This window comes from Labilibaculum manganireducens, from assembly GCF_002843385.1.
GTDB classification, from domain to species: Bacteria; Bacteroidota; Bacteroidia; order Bacteroidales; family Marinifilaceae; genus Labilibaculum; species Labilibaculum manganireducens.
The window spans coordinates 115214-135260 of record NZ_MVDE01000003.1; the positions used below are offsets into that span (position 1 = coordinate 115214).

The 20047-nt window shown below is 35.0% G+C and carries 19 protein-coding genes; all 19 read right to left on the reverse strand.

Annotation, left to right across the window (positions count from 1 at the left end; genetic code table 11):
• Positions 1-1005 precede the first annotated feature (1005 nt).
• The 19 genes from BZG01_RS03175 to BZG01_RS03270 all read right to left on the reverse strand — a co-directional run bounded on the left by BZG01_RS03175 (position 1006) and on the right by BZG01_RS03270 (position 20012).
• A complete protein-coding gene (locus BZG01_RS03175) occupies positions 1006-2247 on the reverse strand; it encodes a mannose-1-phosphate guanylyltransferase (RefSeq protein WP_143470819.1) in 1242 nt (413 codons plus the stop codon).
• A gap of 544 nt (positions 2248-2791) precedes the next feature.
• Positions 2792-3271, reverse strand: coding sequence for a WbuC family cupin fold metalloprotein (locus BZG01_RS03185; protein WP_101308386.1), 480 nt, complete (start codon positions 3269-3271; stop codon positions 2792-2794).
• Positions 3272-3363: 92 nt separating this feature from the next.
• A complete protein-coding gene (locus BZG01_RS03190; RefSeq protein ID WP_101308387.1) occupies positions 3364-4341 on the reverse strand; it encodes an MraY family glycosyltransferase in 978 nt (325 codons plus the stop codon).
• Positions 4342-4420: 79 nt separating this feature from the next.
• Positions 4421-5470: a dTDP-glucose 4,6-dehydratase gene (gene rfbB, locus BZG01_RS03195; protein ID WP_101308388.1), complete on the reverse strand. Its 1050-nt coding sequence runs from the start codon at positions 5468-5470 to the stop codon at positions 4421-4423.
• A gap of 175 nt (positions 5471-5645) precedes the next feature.
• Complete coding sequence (rfbD, locus tag BZG01_RS03200) at positions 5646-6515, reverse strand: dTDP-4-dehydrorhamnose reductase (protein ID WP_101308496.1); 870 nt, start codon at positions 6513-6515, stop codon at positions 5646-5648.
• 128 nt (positions 6516-6643) lie between these two features.
• Entirely contained in the window at positions 6644-7192 is a 549-nt protein-coding gene (rfbC, locus tag BZG01_RS03205; RefSeq protein WP_101308389.1) for a dTDP-4-dehydrorhamnose 3,5-epimerase, read from the reverse strand.
• Between the two features lie 43 nt (positions 7193-7235).
• Positions 7236-7616, reverse strand: a complete 381-nt coding sequence (locus tag BZG01_RS03210) for a GxxExxY protein (protein ID WP_101308497.1) — start codon at positions 7614-7616, stop codon at positions 7236-7238.
• 57 nt (positions 7617-7673) lie between these two features.
• Positions 7674-8555 carry a glucose-1-phosphate thymidylyltransferase RfbA gene (rfbA, locus tag BZG01_RS03215; RefSeq protein WP_101308390.1) on the reverse strand — a complete coding sequence of 294 codons (882 nt, stop codon included), beginning with the start codon at positions 8553-8555 and terminating at the stop codon, positions 7674-7676.
• 139 nt (positions 8556-8694) lie between these two features.
• Positions 8695-9903: a glycosyltransferase family 4 protein gene (locus BZG01_RS03220; RefSeq protein ID WP_101308391.1), complete on the reverse strand. Its 1209-nt coding sequence runs from the start codon at positions 9901-9903 to the stop codon at positions 8695-8697.
• Positions 9904-9909: 6 nt separating this feature from the next.
• Positions 9910-11040 (reverse strand): non-hydrolyzing UDP-N-acetylglucosamine 2-epimerase, encoded by a 1131-nt coding sequence (wecB, locus tag BZG01_RS03225; protein ID WP_101308498.1) that lies wholly within the window; start codon positions 11038-11040, stop codon positions 9910-9912.
• A 52-nt stretch (positions 11041-11092) separates the two neighbouring features.
• Positions 11093-11449, reverse strand: a complete 357-nt coding sequence (locus BZG01_RS03230) for a four helix bundle protein (RefSeq protein ID WP_101308392.1) — start codon at positions 11447-11449, stop codon at positions 11093-11095.
• 143 nt (positions 11450-11592) lie between these two features.
• Positions 11593-12735, reverse strand: a complete 1143-nt coding sequence (locus tag BZG01_RS03235; RefSeq protein ID WP_101308393.1) for a capsular polysaccharide biosynthesis protein CapF — start codon at positions 12733-12735, stop codon at positions 11593-11595.
• 11 nt (positions 12736-12746) lie between these two features.
• Complete coding sequence (locus BZG01_RS03240; protein ID WP_101308394.1) at positions 12747-13784, reverse strand: polysaccharide biosynthesis protein; 1038 nt, start codon at positions 13782-13784, stop codon at positions 12747-12749.
• A 3-nt stretch (positions 13785-13787) separates the two neighbouring features.
• A complete protein-coding gene (locus tag BZG01_RS03245; protein WP_101308395.1) occupies positions 13788-14768 on the reverse strand; it encodes a glycosyltransferase family 2 protein in 981 nt (326 codons plus the stop codon).
• Positions 14749-15915, reverse strand: a complete 1167-nt coding sequence (locus BZG01_RS03250; protein ID WP_101308396.1) for a hypothetical protein — start codon at positions 15913-15915, stop codon at positions 14749-14751. Before BZG01_RS03250 ends, BZG01_RS03245 begins: the two co-directional genes overlap by 20 nt.
• A gap of 43 nt (positions 15916-15958) precedes the next feature.
• Positions 15959-16816, reverse strand: coding sequence for a glycosyltransferase (locus BZG01_RS03255; protein ID WP_180327189.1), 858 nt, complete (start codon positions 16814-16816; stop codon positions 15959-15961).
• Positions 16809-17930, reverse strand: coding sequence for a GDP-mannose 4,6-dehydratase (gmd, locus tag BZG01_RS03260; RefSeq protein ID WP_101308398.1), 1122 nt, complete (start codon positions 17928-17930; stop codon positions 16809-16811). The genes BZG01_RS03255 and gmd overlap by 8 nt, the downstream gene beginning before the upstream one ends.
• A gap of 11 nt (positions 17931-17941) precedes the next feature.
• A complete protein-coding gene (locus BZG01_RS03265; protein WP_101308399.1) occupies positions 17942-19135 on the reverse strand; it encodes a glycosyltransferase family 4 protein in 1194 nt (397 codons plus the stop codon).
• Entirely contained in the window at positions 19125-20012 is an 888-nt protein-coding gene (locus tag BZG01_RS03270; protein ID WP_101308400.1) for an NAD-dependent epimerase/dehydratase family protein, read from the reverse strand. Before BZG01_RS03270 ends, BZG01_RS03265 begins: the two co-directional genes overlap by 11 nt.
• Between the last annotated feature and the right edge of the window lie 35 nt (positions 20013-20047).

Below are 20047 nucleotides of genomic sequence, written 5' to 3' on the forward strand. Positions count from 1 at the left end.
CACCCCAACCCTCTCCTGAAGGCGAGGGAGTTAGCCCGAAATGAAAATACTGCGCTGTGGTCATCCTGAACGGAGGAACGCAGTGAAGGATCTCATCCATTTTGATTTTTCGTCAGTGCTTGTTGAAACACCTCTCCCTAGCCTTTCCTCTATTAAACACCTTTATTAAACACCTCACCCCAACCCTCTCCTGAAGGCGAGGGAGTTAGCCCGAAATGAAAATACTGCGCTGTGGTCATCCTGAACGGAGGAACGCAGTGAAGGATCTCATCCATTTTGATTTTTCGTCAGTGCTTGTTGAAACACCTCTCCCTAGCCTTTCCTCTATTAAACACCTTTATTAAACACCTCACCCCAACCCTCTCCTGAAGGCGAGGGAGTTAGCCCGAAATGAAAATACTGCGCTGTGGTCATCCTGAACGGAGAAACGCAGTGAAGAATCCCATCCATTTTGGCTTTTCGTCAGTGCTTGTTGAAACTGAAGGTGAGGGAGTTCAAATGTGCAATCAGAGGAATCTCCCTTTCTACTTTAGCTACTTTTTATACACAAATATTCGCTTTCCCAGACAATTGTTTAATTGTAAACATAAACACCCCTCTGCCTGTCGGCATCTCCCCTTAAAATGGGAGAATTCACTTCTTTAACTTTTGCATGTATTTTCAATCGGCTTCGTTGCCGAGCTTGCGGGATCACTGAAAGTAAAGACAGCATTGAATTGTATTGAAACAGATCCCTCTCCCGATTCTCGGGAGAGGGATGACAGCCCGACGGATGGAAGAATCTGAAGTTTGAGTCCACTCCGAAAAGTCTAAAACCCCTAAATCCCCTGAAGGGGACTTTGAGGAGCAGACTCAACTTTGATCCTTGGAATTTAGAATTTGGTTGTTGGTGGTAAATGGTCAGTGGTAAATGGTCAATGGTCAATGGACAATAGTCAGTGGTTGGGCTTTGGATTTTAGAATTTGGTTCCTTGAAATTTGGAATTTCTCCTTTCTCCTTGGAATTTAAGCACCCAACACCGCCGCCCGAAACTCTTTAATTCTTTGCTCTTCTTCCTTTTTACAAATCAACAAAACCTCATTATCTTCCACTACAATATAGTCGTCTAAGCCTTGAATGACCACTTTTTTATCCTTTGGCATGTTCACAATACAATTGTTCGATTCAAATACATGAACCCTATCGCCTACCACAGTATTCCCCTGTTCACAGCGTTCGCGTTTTTCCCAAAGTGAGCCCCAGGTTCCCAAATCGGACCATCCAAAATCAGCCGGCTGCACATAGATATTATCTGCCTTTTCCATCACCGCATAGTCAATGGAAATGTTGGTGCAAGTGGGGAACATTTCATCAATAAAGGCCTGTTCTTTTTCTGTATTGTAGAAGACCTCTCCTTTTTGAAAGATACCTGCGACTTCAGGAACAAAAGATTCAAATGCAGAAAGAATACTCTTAAGAGACCACAAGAAAATTCCTGAATTCCAGAAATAGTTTCCTTCTGACAAATATGTTTTTGCCGTTTCCAGATTTGGCTTCTCTCTAAACGAAGCAACTTTACAGATACCCCCTTCGGTTCCCTCTGAAGGGGAGAAGTTGCCACACTGATCATCAGAAATACCCCTCTCGGTCTCCCCTGAAGGGGAGAAGTTGGTAGGCACATCGGTCATTTTCACATAAGAATTACCTTCAGAACCAATTTGAGCTGAACTATTAATTCTTTCCCGATAGCTATCGGGATCATCATTATTAATTAAAGGTGAAGCCGATTGAATGTATCCATAACCCGTTTCCGGGCGATGAGGTTGTATCCCCAAAGTGAGTAAAGTGTCATTAGCAACAGTGAAATCCAAGCCATTTTCGATGATGCGAATAAACTCCGCCTCATTGGTAATCAAATGATCCGAAGGAGCGACTACCATATTGGCATTCGGATTTAATCCTTTTATTTTATAAGCTGCATACGCAATACAGGGCGCGGTATTTCGCATGCATGGCTCCAGCAAAATATTGCTTTCCAGAAGCTCAGGGCACTGAGCTATTACTAGTTCCTTATATTTCGAAGATGTTACGATCAGAATGTTTTCAGCCGGAGCAATTGTTTTGAAACGGGCTACGGTTTGCTGCAACAGCGTTTTGCCAATTCCCAAAACATCTAAAAACTGCTTTGGCTTTTCTTCTGTACTCATGGGCCAAAAACGGGAACCGACTCCCCCGGCCATTATTACGATGTAGTTGTTGTTGTTCATTGTCTGTTGCTGTTATTACTTTTTGAGACTTCTGTCTTTTTTAACCACGAGCTAAAGCATCTTGCAAGGAATCAATTTTCAACCACGAGCTAAAGCACGTGGCAATTGCTAGGCTGCAGTTCTCTTTTTTGTTTACTTTCTACTTTATCCTTGTTCCTTGTTCCTTGGAATTTGGAATCTTGTCCTTGTTCTTTGTATCCACGAGCTAAAGCACGTGGCAAAGGATCAGCTGCGGATTTCTTTCTTGTTACTTGATACTTTTTACTTGATTTTCTCACCTCACCCCAACCCTCTCCTGAAGGAGAGGGAGCCGGCTCCCGCACCAACTGCAGTGTTCCTTTTTATCTGTCTTTGCGAGGGAGCCTCCGCCAGTTTTTCTGGTTCCGAAAATCGGGAACTGAAGCAATTTGTCAACTATTGGTAGCCCCCTCCTTTTTTTGTTTGCCTGTATGCGAACAGATTGCCACGGCTTTCCCGATTCTCGGGACAGGCTGTACCTCAGACTCGCAATGACAGCATTGAATAGGGTAGTACGCCGAAGGTTTTATTTTTCACTCAATTTGAGCACCTGTTTTTTCAAACTTGCAAGATATAACTCACAAGCATCACTCTCTGAATGTTCCGGTGCCCAGGGAGCAAATTCCATACCTGCATTTGGTATGTAGGGTCCTTGCTTTATCTCGTAAATTACCGATCCTGACTCCTCTGCTAAAATGGTGTGCCAAACTCCTGTTGGAATTTCTACGCCATGGTTTCCAACTAATGGATCCAATTTCTGTGTTTCAATAATATTCCCAAAATCATCAAAAAATACCACTGTAAGCTTCCCTCTCAACAAAAGAAAAATTTCTACTTGTTTTGTATGCCTATGAGGAGGCAAATAAGTTTCAGGCTCCAAAGCATTGAGCATTCGTTGTAATAATTCATCACCAGTTTTGTGAAAATTGTAATTCATTCGCTTTCGGGGACTGTTTTTTGCCTCCGCAGTTAGCGTATTCAGTAAATCGGTATTGATGTATTTCATTCTAAAATAAGATGTATATCCAATAAAACCACGGAAGAAGTAAAAATTTCATCTCTCCCTCTTGTTGGCATTTTATCGGCTGATTAGTCCCTTTACGACAATTGGTGCAAATGAAAGTACTTTCGCTTTACTGCAGTATATACAAATGCCAGTAACAGAAGAATTCCAATCACAATTAGAACTGTTGTGACAGCAGAAAAATCAGATTGCAACAAATACAATGCTAAAAAATTTAAGCCTATCTGCACAAGCATATAGCCTGCAGAAACTATCAAGTGCGGAACTTTTGCCTCATTTGCCAGTATTTGATACAAATGTTTACGATGTGCCTGAAATATATTTTCTCTTAAAATCAATCGATGTACAATGGTTAAAACAGAATCCACGCCATATACGGCTAAAAGTAACAGCACAACAAAAGAAGGTTCCAACAAGATCAACTTCCCGATCATAAACAAGAGAATAAAGGCGATGGCGATGGATCCAACATCTCCGGCAAAACATTTTGCCTTTTTTCTGAAATTGTAGAAATTAAAAACCAAAAGCCCCAAAGCCGTACAGTAAATCAGTTCGTTCTCCACAAAATTTACATGATAGTTATTAATCATCCACAAACCAGAAAGAACAGCCAAACTGTAAGCTCCTGTTATGCCATTGATCCCATCCATAAAGTTGTAAGCATTGGTGATACCAATAAACAGAATGAAAGCGATTATAATCCAAACCCATTGCAAGTCAAACAAGTTCAACTGATAAAATAACAAGCCCATAGACACCAAATGGACAGTTAGGCGCAATTTATTGGAAAGCGTTATTACATCATCCAAAAAACTTACTAAAGTGATTAGTGTTAATCCCATAAAAAACCAGGGATAAACAAAACCTGAAGAAATAAAAAAGGCCAAAGCACCAAAATAAAAGATAATCCCTCCACCACGCAAAGTGATTGAAGTGTGAGAACTTCTTTGATTGGGTTTATCGATGATATTGAAGTGATCGGCAAGCTTAAAATAAAATACAATAATTATGAATAAGCTTATTAAAACAAGAAGATACTGAGAATAACACATTTGAGATTCAATTACGGTTTATGAACTTAAAGCTATTTTAGAAAATGTAAAAAATAGCTCTAAGTCACCCAATTACTTTCTATTTGGAATACATCTCTTCGTAGTACTTTTCGTACTCACCGCTGGTGATGTTCTCCATCCATTCCTTATTTTCCAAATACCATTTTACAGTTTTCTCAATTCCTTCTTCAAACTGAAGTGATGGCTCCCAGCCCAATTCATTCTTTAATTTGGTAGAGTCAATCGCATAACGCAAATCATGGCCGGCACGATCGGTAACATAGGTAATCAATTTTTCAGAAGCACCTTCTTCCCGACCCAATAATCGGTCAACGGTTTTAATCATCACCTTAATCAAGTCGATATTTGTCCATTCGTTAAAACCACCAATATTATAGGTATCTCCTTGCTTTCCCTTGTGGAAAATCACATCAATGGCACGCGCATGATCTTCTACATACAACCAATCGCGAACATTCTCCCCTTTCCCATAAACCGGAAGAGCTTTGTTGTTGCAAATATTGTTGATAAATAATGGAATTAATTTCTCAGGAAACTGAAAGGAACCATAGTTATTGGAGCAATTGGAAATTACGGTTGGTAATCCAAAAGTATCCTGAAAAGCTCTCACAAAGTGATCCGAAGAAGCTTTGGATGCAGAATAAGGTGAATGAGGATCGTAAGCTGTCGTTTCCAAAAAGAAACCTTCTCCCCCTAAAGAGCCATATACTTCATCTGTAGATACATGATAAAACAATTTTCCTTCGTAATTACCTTCCCAGGCAAATTTTGCAGCTTGTAATAGACTCAATGTTCCCATTACATTGGTTTGAGCAAAGGAAAACGGATCTTTTATGGAACGGTCAACATGAGATTCTGCCGCCAAATGAATAACACTTTCGATCTGATAATCTAAAAATACTTTTTGAACCTTTTCAAAATCACAAATGTCACATTTTACGAATTCGTAATTTTCTTTATTTTCAATATCTGTCAAATTAGCAAGATTTCCTGCATAAGTCAAAACATCCATGTTTACGATTCTATAATCAGGATATTTATTAACCAGCAAACGAACTAAGTGAGATCCGATAAACCCGGCGCCACCTGTAACTAATATACTTTTCATTGTTTATGTGTTTTTTATAGTTTAAATATTGTAGATGAAACATGGGTAAAGTTATAATAAGGATAAAGGAAAACAAGATGAAAGATGAAAGGAAAGACAAGGTTAAAAACCAAATTAACTGCACTTTATACTTATTCCTTTACACTTTCTACTTTACACTTTATACTTTTCTCCTTTAGACTTCCTCCTTTATCCTTGAGATACATTCCTTTAAAGAATCTCTCCAGTAAGGAACCTCTATTCCAAAATCAGCTTTAATTTTCGCCTTATTCATCACTGAATAATGAGGACGCTGAGCTGGTGTTGGATAATCTTTTGTTTCGATTGGCTTCACAAGACAATCCACCATCCCAATCTCCATAATAGCCTTCGAAAAGTCGTACCAGGAAGCCACCCCTTCGTTCGAGAAATGATAGATTTTCCCTTTTTGGTCTAATTTTTCTTCTTTAGAAAAAATTTCCAGACAAGCTTGTGCCAAATCTCTCGCATAAGTTGGCGTTCCCACCTGATCGAAAATAACGCCCAACTCATCTCGCTCCTTCCCCAAACGTAACATCGTTTTCACAAAATTGTTTCCAAAAGAAGAATACAACCAGGAAGTACGAATTACAATGGATTCTGATTCCGAATTAATCACATACTCCTCCCCTTTTCGTTTCGTAGCCCCATATACTCCAATTGGAGAAACCTCATAATCTTCTGTATAAGGAAAATGAGCAGTTCCATCAAAAACGTAATCAGTAGAAATGTGAATCAACTTCAAATTCTGCTCTTCAGCTACAAACACCAAATTACCAACTGCCGTAGCGTTCACTAATTCTGCCGTTTCAAAATCTTCTTCTGCTTTGTCCACAGCAGTGTAAGCAGCACAATTGATGATTGCTTCGATTTTATTTTCGCTTACGAACTGAGATAGTTTCTCTTTATTACAAATATCCAATTCCGGCAAATCAGAAAACACAAAATCCAAATTTGAATAAGAATCGGCTAGTCCATTTATTTCTGAGCCCAACTGCCCATTGGCTCCTGTTACTAATATTTTCATTTCCTTATTTTTTTCCACAAATTACTCAAATGACACAAATTTAAAAGTTTAACTGGGAGGTTAAGACCTTTAGATTATCATCATAAATAATTAGTGGTCATTAGTGAAAATTAGTGGTTCCTTATAATTTAGAAAGGGTTTTCAGTTTGTGACAATGGCTTCAGCTCCTTATCTTTTCCAGACAATTGAACTTCATTAATAGCAATTTGCCAATCCACAGCAATCTCTTCATCATTCCAGACAATGCCGGAATCATGATCGGGAGCATACCAATTGTCCACCTTATAGGCAAATGTTGCTTTTTCACTCAATACCACAAAACCATGTGCAAACCCTCGTGGCACAAACAATTGCCGTTTATTATCTCCGCTTAAGTTTACCGCCACATATTTTTTATAGGTAGTAGAACCTTTTCGAAGATCCACTGCTATATCCAAAACTTCACCTTCAATACAACGCACCAGTTTGGCTTGATTGAAAGGTGGTTTTTGAAAATGAAGACCTCGAAGCACTCCTCTTGAAGACTTCGATTCATTGTCCTGAACAAAATCGACTTTCCCAATGTTTTCTTCGAATTCCTTCTGATTGAAAGATTCAAAAAAGTAGCCCCTGTCATCCCCAAATACTTTTGGTTCAATGATGACTACTTCGGGTATTTCTGTTTTTATAAATTGCATTAATTATATTTTATTAACCACAGATGACACAGATTTTCACAGATTAAATTACAAAACGTTTATATTCTAGGCTTGTTGCTCCAAAATTGATCAGATAACCGACTTGCATTCCTGTCGCCTTTAAATAATTCATCAACTGTGCGATATGAACATCTTCAATTGCTTTAACTGATTTTAACTCTAAAATGATCTTATCATGACATATAAAATCGGCATAGTACTTCTTATCCAAGATAATTCCCTTATAATTGATATCAATTTGAGCTTCTCGTTCATAAGAAATACATTTTCGCGAAAACTCATACTCTAAAGCCTCTTGATATACTGCTTCTAGAAAACCACAACCTAATTCAGAATGTACTGCCATACAACAACCTAAAATAGCATAGCATTCATCTTTAAATAAGAAATTATCATAGCTCATCGCGATCATCTTTTATTTAAAATTATTAATCTGTGCAAATCTGTGTCATCTGTGGTTTTAATTTTTTTCTCCAATAAGATTTAACAAATACTGACCATATCCATTCTTCTTCAACGGCTCCGCCAATTTTTTCACCTGTTCGGCATTAATGTAGCCTTTAGCATAGGCAATTTCCTCTAGACAAGCCACTTTCAATCCCTGACGGGTTTCAATGGTCTCAATAAAACTTCCGGCAGCCAATAAAGATTCATGTGTACCCGTATCCAACCAAGCATAACCTCGGCCCATCAATTCGACTTTCAAGCGTCCTTGCGCCAAATATTCCTGATTTACCGTAGTAATTTCCAATTCTCCACGATGTGATGGTTTCACATTCTTTGCTACTTGAACCACATCGTTCGAATAGAAATACAAACCTACCACGGCATAATTGGATGCTGGATTCTCAGGTTTTTCCTCAATCGAAGTTACAGTTCCATTTTCATCAAAAGCAGCTACACCATAACGTTCCGGATCATTCACATAGTACCCAAAAACGGTAGCTTTTCCTTCCTCTTCCACATTTTTACGGGCATTTTTCAACATGCCGGTAAGGTTGTGTCCGTAGAAAATATTGTCACCCAAAACCAAACAAACCGAATCATCACCAATAAATTCATCCCCAATAATAAAAGCCTGAGCCAATCCGTCAGGACTTGGCTGCTCTTTATAAGATAATTTCAGTCCCAATTCTTCCCCTGTTCCCAATAATTTCTCAAAATTAGGAAGATCCTCAGGAGTCGAGATGATTAATATTTCCTGAATCCCTGCCAACATCAATACTGACAATGGATAATAAATCATGGGTTTATCGTAAACCGGTAATAGCTGCTTCGAAACTCCTTTGGTAATGGGATACAAACGGGTTCCGCTGCCTCCTGCTAAGATTATTCCTTTCATATTTTTCAAGGTAATTACCTGTATTTAGGTAAATTAAAAACTCATTTATAAACACATCCAATTTCTTTAACCAATCGATATACAATCAACCAATTATAAACAACATATTCGTTAAAGAAATATGCAATAATTAACGTAATCAATGCTTAACAGATTTCAATATCCTTTCTAGCTGATCAAATAACATTTTTTTGTCAAAAAAATCATTATAATGACTCAAAGCATTTTTCTCAAATATTTTCTTTTCCTGAGAAGAAAGTGACGCTAAAAATATAGCCTTCTCTGCCAATTGAATAAAATTACCAGCAGGTACTGAAAATCCACATTTTGATATTTTTATTAATTCAGCCCCTTCTCCATTCAACATTCCTAAAATAATCTTCCCGGAAGCCATATAAGCTTGAATTTTTGCAGGAACTGTTAAACTAAATATAGGTTCATCTTTCAAAGAAACTAACATAACATCCGCTTTTTTGAAGAAAGAAGGCATCATTTCTATTGGATGACGTCCTAGAAGGTAAACGTTAGATAATTGTTTCTCCTTTATTTCTTGTTTTACCCAAGACGTTTTTCTGCCCTCTCCTATAATTATCCAATTAACACCGGCAGTTTCTGTTATTTTTGCAGCCTTTAAGATTGATTCGAAGTCTTGCGATTCCCCCACATTACCAGCAAACATAATATTAAACCCAGAAGACAAACCTGAAATATTAGTTAACACTCCATTTTTGTTCGTAAATAGATCTTCTGCCCAATTGGGAAAATAGGTTATATCAATATTCTTTTTTACTTTTTCCTTAATGGATTTTTCAAAATTACGAGAACTTATTAATATATGATCTGAAGACGAATAAACTTTTTTAACTATACTATTAATCCAGTCTAATAATATGCCAGATTTAAAATTACTCGCCGCAGAAATACTTTCTGGCCACAAATCTAATACCCATAAAACCATTGGAATCTTATATTTTTTTTTCATCCAAACTCCAGGCAATGCAGAAAAAATTGGGGATAATTGTTGTACAAGTATTATATCATAATTATTTTTCAACTTAAATAAAAAAATGATAAAACTAAAAAAGACAAACGAAAAATAATTTAAAGCTAAATGAATTGCATTTCCATTTTTCCTTGGTATGATTGGAGTACGAATAATACGAACACCATTTACAATTTCTTCATTGGGCTTGAAAAATCCATACCCTTCGTAAAAATTTCCTTCTGGATAATTTGGCTTAGCAGTCAATACAGTAATCTCATGGCCTTTTTTTGCCAATTCAAAAACAATATCATTACCTTTAAAAGTCTCTGGCCAAAAATATTGAGAAACAAAAAGAATTTTCATATATAACTATTTACTCCAAACAACTCTGTTGATATAATCCGTATAGGATAAAATTATTCTCACAACTTTATCTGAAACATTGGGCATTGAATAATCAGATACAGGGCGCAAATTACGTTCCTCTCCTCGCTTTTGAGTATCAATTACAGCCAAGCCCTGCATGATTCTTTCAGGATTTAAACCGACCATCATTACCGAAGCTTCTTCCATTGCTTCAGGACGCTCGTGAGCTTCTCGAATGTTCAATGCCGGAAAATTCATGATAGACGATTCCTCTGAAATAGTTCCGCTATCAGATAGTACAGCTCTGGCATTTTTCTGCAAATGATTGTAATCATGAAAACCCAATGGCTTCATTAGTTGAATCAATGAATTAAATTCAGCTCCAGTTTCTTCAATACGATTGCGGGTCCGGGGATGAGTTGAAACAATAACCGGCAATTGATATTTTTCAGCTACCGCATTTAAAGAAATCACTAAATTCATGAAGTTATCTGAATTGATGTTCTCCTCACGATGCGCTGAAACAACAAAATATTCTCCCTTCTTCAAATGTAATCTTTCCAATACGTCCGATCCATCTATTTGCCCCTGATAGGCATGAACTACCTCGAATATAGGCGATCCTGTTTTTATAATGCGATCTGCAGGTAAACCTTCACGCAACAAATATTCCCTGGCAATATCACTATAAGTCAGGTTAATATCAGATATATGATCCACAATTTTACGGTTGGTTTCCTCCGGAACCCGTTGATCAAAACAACGGTTTCCTGCTTCCATATGGAAAATCGGAATTTTACGCTTTTTCGCTGCTATGGCACACAAACAAGAGTTGGTATCCCCCAATACCAAAAACGCATCAGGTTGTATCTCTTCTAATACAGGATCAATATTCATTAATATCTTACCAGCCGTAGTTGTCGCATTTCCTCCCGCAGCATTTAAAAAGTAATCCGGTTTACGCAAACCAAGATCTTTAAAAAATACTTCATTTAATTCGTAATCGTAATTCTGGCCCGTATGCACCAGAATGTGCTCGATACTTTCAGTTTCATCCAATTTCAACAAAACACGTGACAAACGTATAATCTCTGGACGGGTACCAACTACGGTAAGGACCTTTAGTTTAGTCATTGGTGATTTGTTATTGGTAACTGGTATGTTTTTATTTGACATTGTGTTATATCTATTTTTTTATTGATTTGATCAAACCTTGTAACATTTTGGAGATCGTATTTAGTTCTGATAAAAGTTTTTGTTGACTTTCTTTTTCTATAAAAGTCAAATTGCCAGCAATAATTAATTGTGTATCAACTTCTGCTGCACTTGATAAGGAAATATAGAGAAACTGAATAAATTCTGCCTTATGATTTCGACATGCTCCTTCAGCAATATTAGAAGGGATGGAAATTGATGCTCTTCGAATTTGTGATGTTAATCCGTATAATTCGGACTTTGGAAACTTACTGCTCACACTGTAGATCGCAGTAACAAAATCAATAGCTTTATTCCAAACCTCTAAATCTTTATGAGTTTTTACCATTTCAATTAATTTTCAGATAATGGTGACTTGTTATTAGTAAATAGTGATTAGATATTTTTGATTTGAAAACTAATTACTGCTCTACACCTATAAGTTACAAATAACCATTTACAGCTTACGAATCACAAACTACCAATCACTAACTACACTTCTAAATAAAATGTATCGGGAAATTCAGGATCAAACGGTTCATTCACCCACATCACGGTTACCATATCGGTTGCTGCCAAATTTTCTATATTATGCGTATATCCAACAGGAATATCAACGACCTCTAGTTGATCTCCTGAAACAAAATACTCATATACCTTTTCTTCATCTATTTTACGAAAGCGGATCACGCCTTTTCCACTCACCACCAAAAACTTTTCATTCTTGCTGTGATGCCAATGATTCCCTTTCACAATCCCAGGTTTGGATATATTCACAGACACCTGCCCCCTATCCTTACTTTTTAGCATTTCTGTGAAGGAACCACGAGGATCAACATTCATTTTTAATAAATAGGAAAACTTATCGCATGGCAGGTAGCTTAAATAGGTCGAATATAATTTTTTGGCAAAAGGATCATTCATATTGGCCACTGAAAGATCATTACGGCTATCTTTAAAGGAATAAAGTAGATCAGCAATTTCTCCAAGCGTTTTATGATGAACGATAGGAACTGCACAAAAATTCCCTTCTCTGTTTTCCTTTCCTTGCAAAGCAAAAATTAATTCTTTGACAAGATCATCAATATAAATCAGAGTCATTTTGTAGTTTCTATCCGAAATGCTAATATCCAAGTCATTGGCTATGTTATTGCAAAAAGTAGCAATCGCTGAGTTATAATTTGGCCTGCACCATTTTCCAAAAACATTTGGAAAACGATACACCATCACCTTTGCCCCGGTTTTATTCGCATATTGAAATAATAGGTCTTCCCCTGCTTTCTTTGATCTCCCATAGGGGTTATCCAAACTGGCCTGAGCAGATGAAGAAAGCATAATTGGACAGGTATTCTGATATTTTTGCAGTAAATCCAAAAGATCAGAAGCAAAATCATAATTTCCCTCCATGAACTCAGATTCTTTCTCCGGACGATTGATTCCTGCCAAATTGTAAATAAAATCAGCTTCCTGGCTGTATTGTTCCAATATCGCAGCATCCGTATCAATATCGCACTCTAATATTTCGAAATTTGGATCAAGAGTATAGGTTTTATCCTTCCCTTCTTGGATATTTCTCAAATGACTTACCAAGTTTTTACCTATAAATCCCTTTGCACCTGTTATTAATATCTTCATTACATTTTCTATTATATTTTTACAGGCTCACACTTCTCATCCAGTATATCCTTACTAATAAAATCTAATTTCAAAAGTAATTGTTTCATCCCCTTCACATCTAATGGAGTTGTATTGTGAGAATGATAATCTTCTATCCTTGATAATTTTTCATCTCCTTCATTAAAAAACTTATCGTAATTCAAATCTCTATTATCACAAGGAATTCGATAATACTCACCCATATCAATCGCTTTCGCCATTTCTTCCCGGGTTACTAAAGTTTCATATAATTTTTCACCATGACGGGTTCCAATTGTTTTTACTTCAGTATCTGCCTGGTATAATTGTTTCAGAGATTCGGACAAAACAGACAAAGTGGCAGCTGGAGCTTTCTGCACAAAGAGATCTCCATTTTCCCCATTTTGAAATGCATAAATTACCAAATCCACAGCATCATCCAGAGTCATCATGAAACGAGTCATATTCGGATCGGTAATAGTAATGGAATTTCCAGCCTTGATTTGATCCACCCACAAAGGAATCACTGAACCCCTGCTAGCCATTACATTTCCATAACGGGTACAGCAAATAATTGTTTTAGCATCTGCTCCTAATGCTCTACCGTGAGCAATGGCAACTTTCTCCATCATGGCTTTACTAATTCCCATGGCATTAATAGGATATGCCGCTTTATCAGTTGACAGAACTACTACATTTTTTACGCCATAAGCAATTGCCGATTGAATCACATTATCGGTTCCATCCACATTTGTTTTAACGGCTTGCATGGGAAAAAATTCACAAGAAGGAACTTGTTTTAAAGCAGCAGCAGAAAATACGTAATCCACCCCCCTCATTGCCATATCCACCGAACGCTTATCTCTTACATCTCCAATATAAAATTTCACCTTTGGATTTTGCAAACGGTGACGCATGTCATCCTGCTTTTTCTCATCCCGGGAAAAAATACGGATTTCTTTTATATTAGAATCTAAAAAACGATTTAAAACAGCATTTCCAAAGGATCCTGTTCCTCCCGTAATTAAAAGAATTTTATCTTTAAACATTATTTATTTATTTTTAATATATTGTTTCAAATCTAAAGGGTTTATAAGCAAAGAGGACATTATTTTAAACCTTTTAAATTTCGTATCACTAGATGTTTCAAAAGCAAGCAAATTCCCCTTTACCATGTATCTAGCAGTTTTTATAGAAACTGTGCAATAATAGAAGAAAATAACGGGCTCAAGAAAGAATAAAAAAACGCGCCATAAAAAAAACACATTAGGTATATTTTTATTTATTACATATCTTCTATTTCTAAAAATCCTGATTTGATAATCTCTAGATTTAGATATTAAAGATTTATTCTCATTATCAGAACCAGAGCCTACATGCCAAGCTTTGGCATCTGGAATAAAATAAGTTTTCCAATTTCTAAAAAAAAGCCTAAATCGAACATCAGTATCTTCCCAACCTGTTTCAAATGCTTCATCGAAAAAATGACCAGAAACATCAACTAAATCGTCTATAGCTGCTCTTCTAAAAATGGGAAAACTACCCGAGACACCAAAACATTCTTGAAGTTCATTAGCATGACCCATTTCCTTTAATTGCAATCGATACTTGATAAATAGAACACCCTGTGAAACTTTAATATTAGTTAATTCAGATTTATTCCATAAAAATTCTGAACCTGCAACACATCCAACATTAGAGTATTCTGGTTTCTCAAGAAATTCAACACATTGACTAACATAAGAACTGTCTAGATAAACATCATTATTCAAAAGCAATATATATTTCCCTGTAGAAACAGAAATTCCTAAATTCATACCCCCCGTAAAACCTAAATTAACATCAGATTCACAAAATATCGCATCAGAACATAAAACTTTAGCTTTATTTAAAGAATCATCGGTAGAATTATTATCAACTATAACAGTTTCCAAATTAGAATAATCCTGACACAATACAGACTTAAGACAATCATTTATATACTTATCTCCATTCCAGTTTAATAATACGATACTAACTATGGGTAAACTCATAAGGCAATTTTTGATGATTTTTAACTAAATAAACTAAAACGATACTTAGAAGAAGCATACCATTAGAAGAAAAAAAGAAGGGATTTGTATTAATCATTATTAAATAACAAAAATAAGAACATAAAATCCACGCTGTCCGTTTATTAATATACACAAACGGAATAAACAACATTAAGATATACACAAAACCGATAATAATTCCAAATCGTCGTAGTAACTCAAAGTAGCTTAATTCCGTATTATCAACCCAATCGCTATGCACATTCACATAGAATCTTGATCCAAGCCCTTGTCCAAAAATTAGATTATTCACATCATCAAAAACTTTTACATAGTCAGGGATATAGGCTAGTTTCGTTTGATTTGAAACTTCTTTTTTTGATAATAACTCAGAAATAACTCCAGAATTTACAAGAAAAAGTAATGAACTAAAGCAGGCTAATAAAATGCCTAATTTTATCTTTCTTGAACCATAATATAAGAATACAAGTGCAATACTAAATATACTCATAAACATATTATTACGAGTTCCAGATAAAAATAAACCCAAAACATTCAGTAACAAAAACAATAAATCACGTTTTTTTCTTTCCTCAATAAACTTATATCCATAGAAAGTTGTCGCAAAAACTATCAAAGGAGAAGTGTGAAAATACATCGAAAATAATTTAAGAGATCCGAAACTTCTATCTTGAATTGTAAAAATCCCATATTTATTTCCAAATAAATACAATGCAGATGTATTTAAATCAAACAACTTACATAAAAGAAATACAAAAACAATTATCCCGGATAAAACAGAAAGAACCTCGAAAAGTATTTTAACTACATCTATTTTAATATTATATAACGAAAATGTTAAAAAAAGAAACAAAAATGGTTTAATCCAAAAAATTCCATTAGAAATATCCAGTTTATCGTAGGAAAAAATCACAGATAATGTGATTGACAACAATGGTAATAATAGACTAAATACTAGAACATATATTAATATCTTCTTTTCAAAAATAATTCTTCCTCTTTGCAAAAAAAGAAGAATCATTATAAGAATAAAAAGAGGCATCTTTAATCCCAATAATTTATTCGCTGGATCAAAAATACAACTTCCAATAAACAATACATATGCATACTTTGTTAAATTATCCATAATCACTTGTAAGGCGAAAAAATCTTTATATCACTCATATACACTATAGTACTTTTGTTAATGAAAGAAATGTTAATTTTCCATACTCTTTATTATCTAAGAATAATAACTGATACAGTCCTCTAAAAATTAATCGTATTACAAAAACGATATTACTCAAATAATGTGAGTAGTTTTTATGAAATCTGATTTCTGAATTAATTATATTCTCATATCTACCAACACTCATTTCCGAATCATAATTATATATCGACAAGCTATGCTCAATAAAAACATCTAAAATAAATATTTTTTTCTGTTGTTTATTAATCATATTGAAATACCAATGATCCAACATGTCTAAGTGGAAACTCTCTTCAAACCCACCTAGAGACTCAATATAGCTAACAAGTAGCATTGTACATGAATTAATACCTGTTAATTTATCAACATAAGTAAAAGTTCCTTTTGTACTTAGATCAATATACCTTTGGACACCTCCTAAGAAGCTCCTTGTTGGAGAAACAATTCTATTTTGACATCTCACTTTTGGAACAATAGCAACAATGTCATCTAGATTATCCTGCTCTACAAAAAATGACATTTCTCTGAAATATTCTTCTGTAAGTTCAGTATCCTGATCAAGCAACATTAACCATCTAGAAGATGTTTGCACAGCATATTTGAGTGCAACATTATAAGGTTTAGCAATCCCTGGATTTTTTAAATCGTGACAATAACGTATACTAAAAGGAAGATTAGATTCAATATTCTGCCTTATTTCGCTGTTATCGTAAACAATTAAATTGAGGTTTTTAAACAGATCTGTATTCTCATAGTAAATTGCACTTAAACTCGTTAAAGTCTTAGAGCAAAATACGTCAGAATTATAAAGAACAATTACTACCGTTATCTTATTCATGCTTTTGTAGAACTTTAAAACCATTCTGCATTAAATATCGATCCTTTTTCATTAATTCAACATCAGAAGATATCATGTCTTTTATAAGGCCATCTAAATCGTACTCAGGAGTCCACTTTAGTAATTTATTCGCTTTTGCAGGATCACCAATAAGCAAGTCAACCTCTGTAGGCCTAAAATACTCTGGATCAACAACAACAACTTCTGTTCCCTCAGCTACAGAATATTCATTATTATTACATTTAGAAATGTAACCTTTTTCATTTACTCCCTCACCTCTAAATTCAATTTCGATACCCAATTCGAAAAAAGTCTTGGTTACAAAATCTCTAACTGAAGTCGTAACACCCGTGGATATAACAAAATCCTGGGGTTCATCTTGTTGTAACATAAGATACATTGCTCTGACGTAATCCTTAGCGTGCCCCCAGTCCCTTTTTGATGATAAATTTCCAAGATATAACTTTGGTTGTAAACCAAGTGCAATTCTGGCAACAGCTTTGGTAATTTTTCTAGTTACAAAAGTCTCGCCACGTCTAGGTGATTCATGATTAAATAAAATCCCGTTACAAGCAAACATATTATATGCTTCTCTATAATTAACTGTTATCCAATAAGCATATAGTTTAGCACAAGCGTATGGAGAACGTGGATAAAACGGAGTCGTTTCTCTTTGTGGTATTTCTTGTACCAGTCCATATAGTTCACTAGTAGAAGCTTGATAAATTTTGGTTTTTTTTGTTAATCCCAAAATTCTTACTGCTTCAAGTAATCTTAGAGTGCCTATACCATCAGTATCAGCAACATATTCAGGGGTTAAAAAACTAACGTGAACATGACTCATTGCTGCCAAATTATATATTTCATCAGGCTGAACTTCCTGAATTATACGAATCATATTTGTCGAGTCAGAAAGATCCCCATAATGCAGAATCAAACTTCGATCAGCAATATGTTTATCTTCATACAAATGATCAATTCTATCTGTATTGAACATAGAGCTTCTACGTCTAACTCCATGAACTACATAACCTTTATCAATTAACAATTCAGCTAAATAACTACCATCTTGTCCGGTTATTCCGGTTATTAATGCAACTTTCGATTTTTTCATAAACTAAGTACCTATTGTTTTTTTAATAAATAATCATTCACTAATTCAAGTCTCTTGATATTATTTTCAGGAGTTAATAGAGCCGTGTATTTAATACCATTCTCACCAAAGCGACTACACAAGTCACTATTATTTAATAGCTGATAGAGTTTGGTTCTTATTTCCAGCTTATTTTTACCATCAATAATATAACCTGTTTTCTGATCCAATATTGCATCACGAACACCTCCTGATTTACCTCCAATAACTGGTAAACCATGAGAACTGGCCTCCAAAAACACAGTGGGACACCCCTCTGTGTCGCCATTATCCAACTCACGATGTGGCATAATAAATAATTTTGCCATACTGTAGAGTGCCGCGAGGTCGGCATTATCAATTCGCCCTGTCATAATAACATGATCCTCAATTCCATTTTTAGTGATACATGCTCTTATTTCATTCTCGTAATTTCCTGTGCCTACAATGACATATACCAGATTCTTATTACAAGTAATTAACTCTGGCATTGTATTTAAAACAGCAACATGACCTTTTCGTTCTTCTAAACGACCAACAGTTAATATAATTTCTTTACCTTCCAAGTCATACTTAAGCTTTAGCATCTCAACAACGTCTCTACCAACTACAAGCTTATTAGAACTTACAGATGGTAATATTTTAAAAATTGTTTCCTGCTTCCCACCTAGGTCAATTAAAAGACTTTTAGTATAATCTGAAACAGTAATTATGGCATCAGACTTACGTATCGTATATCTCAATAATTTACTATGCCAAGATGTATTTATTAGCTGTGTTATTTCTTCTGCATAAGTAAATAATACAAGAGGAATCTTAAAAAACCTCTTAACAAGCCAAACTCCCAATAAAGATATATTGTATTCGCCTACATAGATTATCTTCGGCCTAAGTTTTAAAATGATCCAAATAGAATAAAGAGGCCATAATAAATTACAAACTATCTTTTTTAATACATTAACTCTTGCACCTTCTAATACATGAATAATAAACCTTTTCCTAATTAGTTTTTGAGAAAACTCATCATCAAACTTCTTACAATCATCTTTTGACAAGTGCGAAGTGTTAATTACGACAGTATCCTTTGGAAAACACTTTATCAAATTATGAAGATATTCTACAGACCCTCCTGCAAAAGGAGGAGGGAAACTTCCTGTGAATAATAATATTTTGTTTTTATAATCCATTAATAATTTTTTCTAATCCTTTTTCTAGTGAGAATCTTGGCAAGAAACCTAATTCTTTTAATTTCGACGTATCAGCATACATGCTAGTTACTTCACCAGCATTTGCAATATTGTTAGGAGAAATAATAATTTCATTTTTATTTAACAACTCAGTAAGTAGTTGAGCCAATTCAATAATTTTAATTGGTCTTCCATTTGCTAAATTATAATCTTCACCAATTATCCCTTTATCGGCAATAAATATTAAACCATTAACAATATCTTGAATATAGGTAAAATCTCTAATTTGTTTTCCGTCCCCAAAAAGCTCGATTACCTTGGGATTTGCCTTAATTTTTTGAATTAGATCGTAAATAACAAACCTATTTAAATCATCACCATAAATACTGAAAATTCTAGCGATTTTAATATCTAAATTATATGACCTAGCATAGGCCATACAATATGCCTCACAAGCTAATTTAGAAGCCCCATAGGGTGATGTTGGCTTCTTGTACGATTTTTCAGTTAAAGGTGCTTTATTAGACAAATCGAAAACAGAGGACGTTGATGCAAATACCATACTGCCATTTTTCTTTCTTAACGACTCCAAAACATTGATCGTTGAAACTACATTTGCATTAAAATCGTTAAGGGGATCAATTAGTGACTCACCAACATTTGCATGAGCAGCAAGATGAATAACAATACTGTTTTCATCAATTAAATAATCCAAAGCTCCAATACGATTAAGGTCTTTCTGATAGAATTCACATTTAAAATCATCTTTTTTAACATCTACCGCAATAACTTTTTCACCCTTAGAAATAAGTTTCTCAACCACTTTTTTTCCAATATAACCACAAGCTCCTGTTACAATATATTTCCTTCTAGTCATTCTCAATAATCATTCTTTATAATCAAATTATGTTG

Bases quoted from the DNA above. Each gene is read 5' to 3' on its own strand.
- BZG01_RS03175 (WP_143470819.1), bottom strand. From the start codon at position 2,247: ATGAACAACAACAACTACATCGTAATAATGGCCGGGGGAGTCGGTTCC.
- BZG01_RS03185 (WP_101308386.1), bottom strand. From the start codon at position 3,271: ATGAAATACATCAATACCGATTTACTGAATACGCTAACTGCGGAGGCA.
- BZG01_RS03190 (WP_101308387.1), bottom strand. From the start codon at position 4,341: ATGTGTTATTCTCAGTATCTTCTTGTTTTAATAAGCTTATTCATAATT.
- rfbB (WP_101308388.1), bottom strand. From the start codon at position 5,470: ATGAAAAGTATATTAGTTACAGGTGGCGCCGGGTTTATCGGATCTCAC.
- rfbD (WP_101308496.1), bottom strand. From the start codon at position 6,515: ATGAAAATATTAGTAACAGGAGCCAATGGGCAGTTGGGCTCAGAAATA.
- rfbC (WP_101308389.1), bottom strand. From the start codon at position 7,192: ATGCAATTTATAAAAACAGAAATACCCGAAGTAGTCATCATTGAACCA.
- BZG01_RS03210 (WP_101308497.1), bottom strand. From the start codon at position 7,616: ATGAGCTATGATAATTTCTTATTTAAAGATGAATGCTATGCTATTTTA.
- rfbA (WP_101308390.1), bottom strand. From the start codon at position 8,555: ATGAAAGGAATAATCTTAGCAGGAGGCAGCGGAACCCGTTTGTATCCC.
- BZG01_RS03220 (WP_101308391.1), bottom strand. From the start codon at position 9,903: ATGAAAATTCTTTTTGTTTCTCAATATTTTTGGCCAGAGACTTTTAAA.
- wecB (WP_101308498.1), bottom strand. From the start codon at position 11,040: ATGACTAAACTAAAGGTCCTTACCGTAGTTGGTACCCGTCCAGAGATT.
- BZG01_RS03230 (WP_101308392.1), bottom strand. From the start codon at position 11,449: ATGGTAAAAACTCATAAAGATTTAGAGGTTTGGAATAAAGCTATTGAT.
- BZG01_RS03235 (WP_101308393.1), bottom strand. From the start codon at position 12,735: ATGAAGATATTAATAACAGGTGCAAAGGGATTTATAGGTAAAAACTTG.
- BZG01_RS03240 (WP_101308394.1), bottom strand. From the start codon at position 13,784: ATGTTTAAAGATAAAATTCTTTTAATTACGGGAGGAACAGGATCCTTT.
- BZG01_RS03245 (WP_101308395.1), bottom strand. From the start codon at position 14,768: ATGAGTTTACCCATAGTTAGTATCGTATTATTAAACTGGAATGGAGAT.
- BZG01_RS03250 (WP_101308396.1), bottom strand. From the start codon at position 15,915: ATGGATAATTTAACAAAGTATGCATATGTATTGTTTATTGGAAGTTGT.
- BZG01_RS03255 (WP_180327189.1), bottom strand. From the start codon at position 16,816: ATGAATAAGATAACGGTAGTAATTGTTCTTTATAATTCTGACGTATTT.
- gmd (WP_101308398.1), bottom strand. From the start codon at position 17,930: ATGAAAAAATCGAAAGTTGCATTAATAACCGGAATAACCGGACAAGAT.
- BZG01_RS03265 (WP_101308399.1), bottom strand. From the start codon at position 19,135: ATGGATTATAAAAACAAAATATTATTATTCACAGGAAGTTTCCCTCCT.
- BZG01_RS03270 (WP_101308400.1), bottom strand. From the start codon at position 20,012: ATGACTAGAAGGAAATATATTGTAACAGGAGCTTGTGGTTATATTGGA.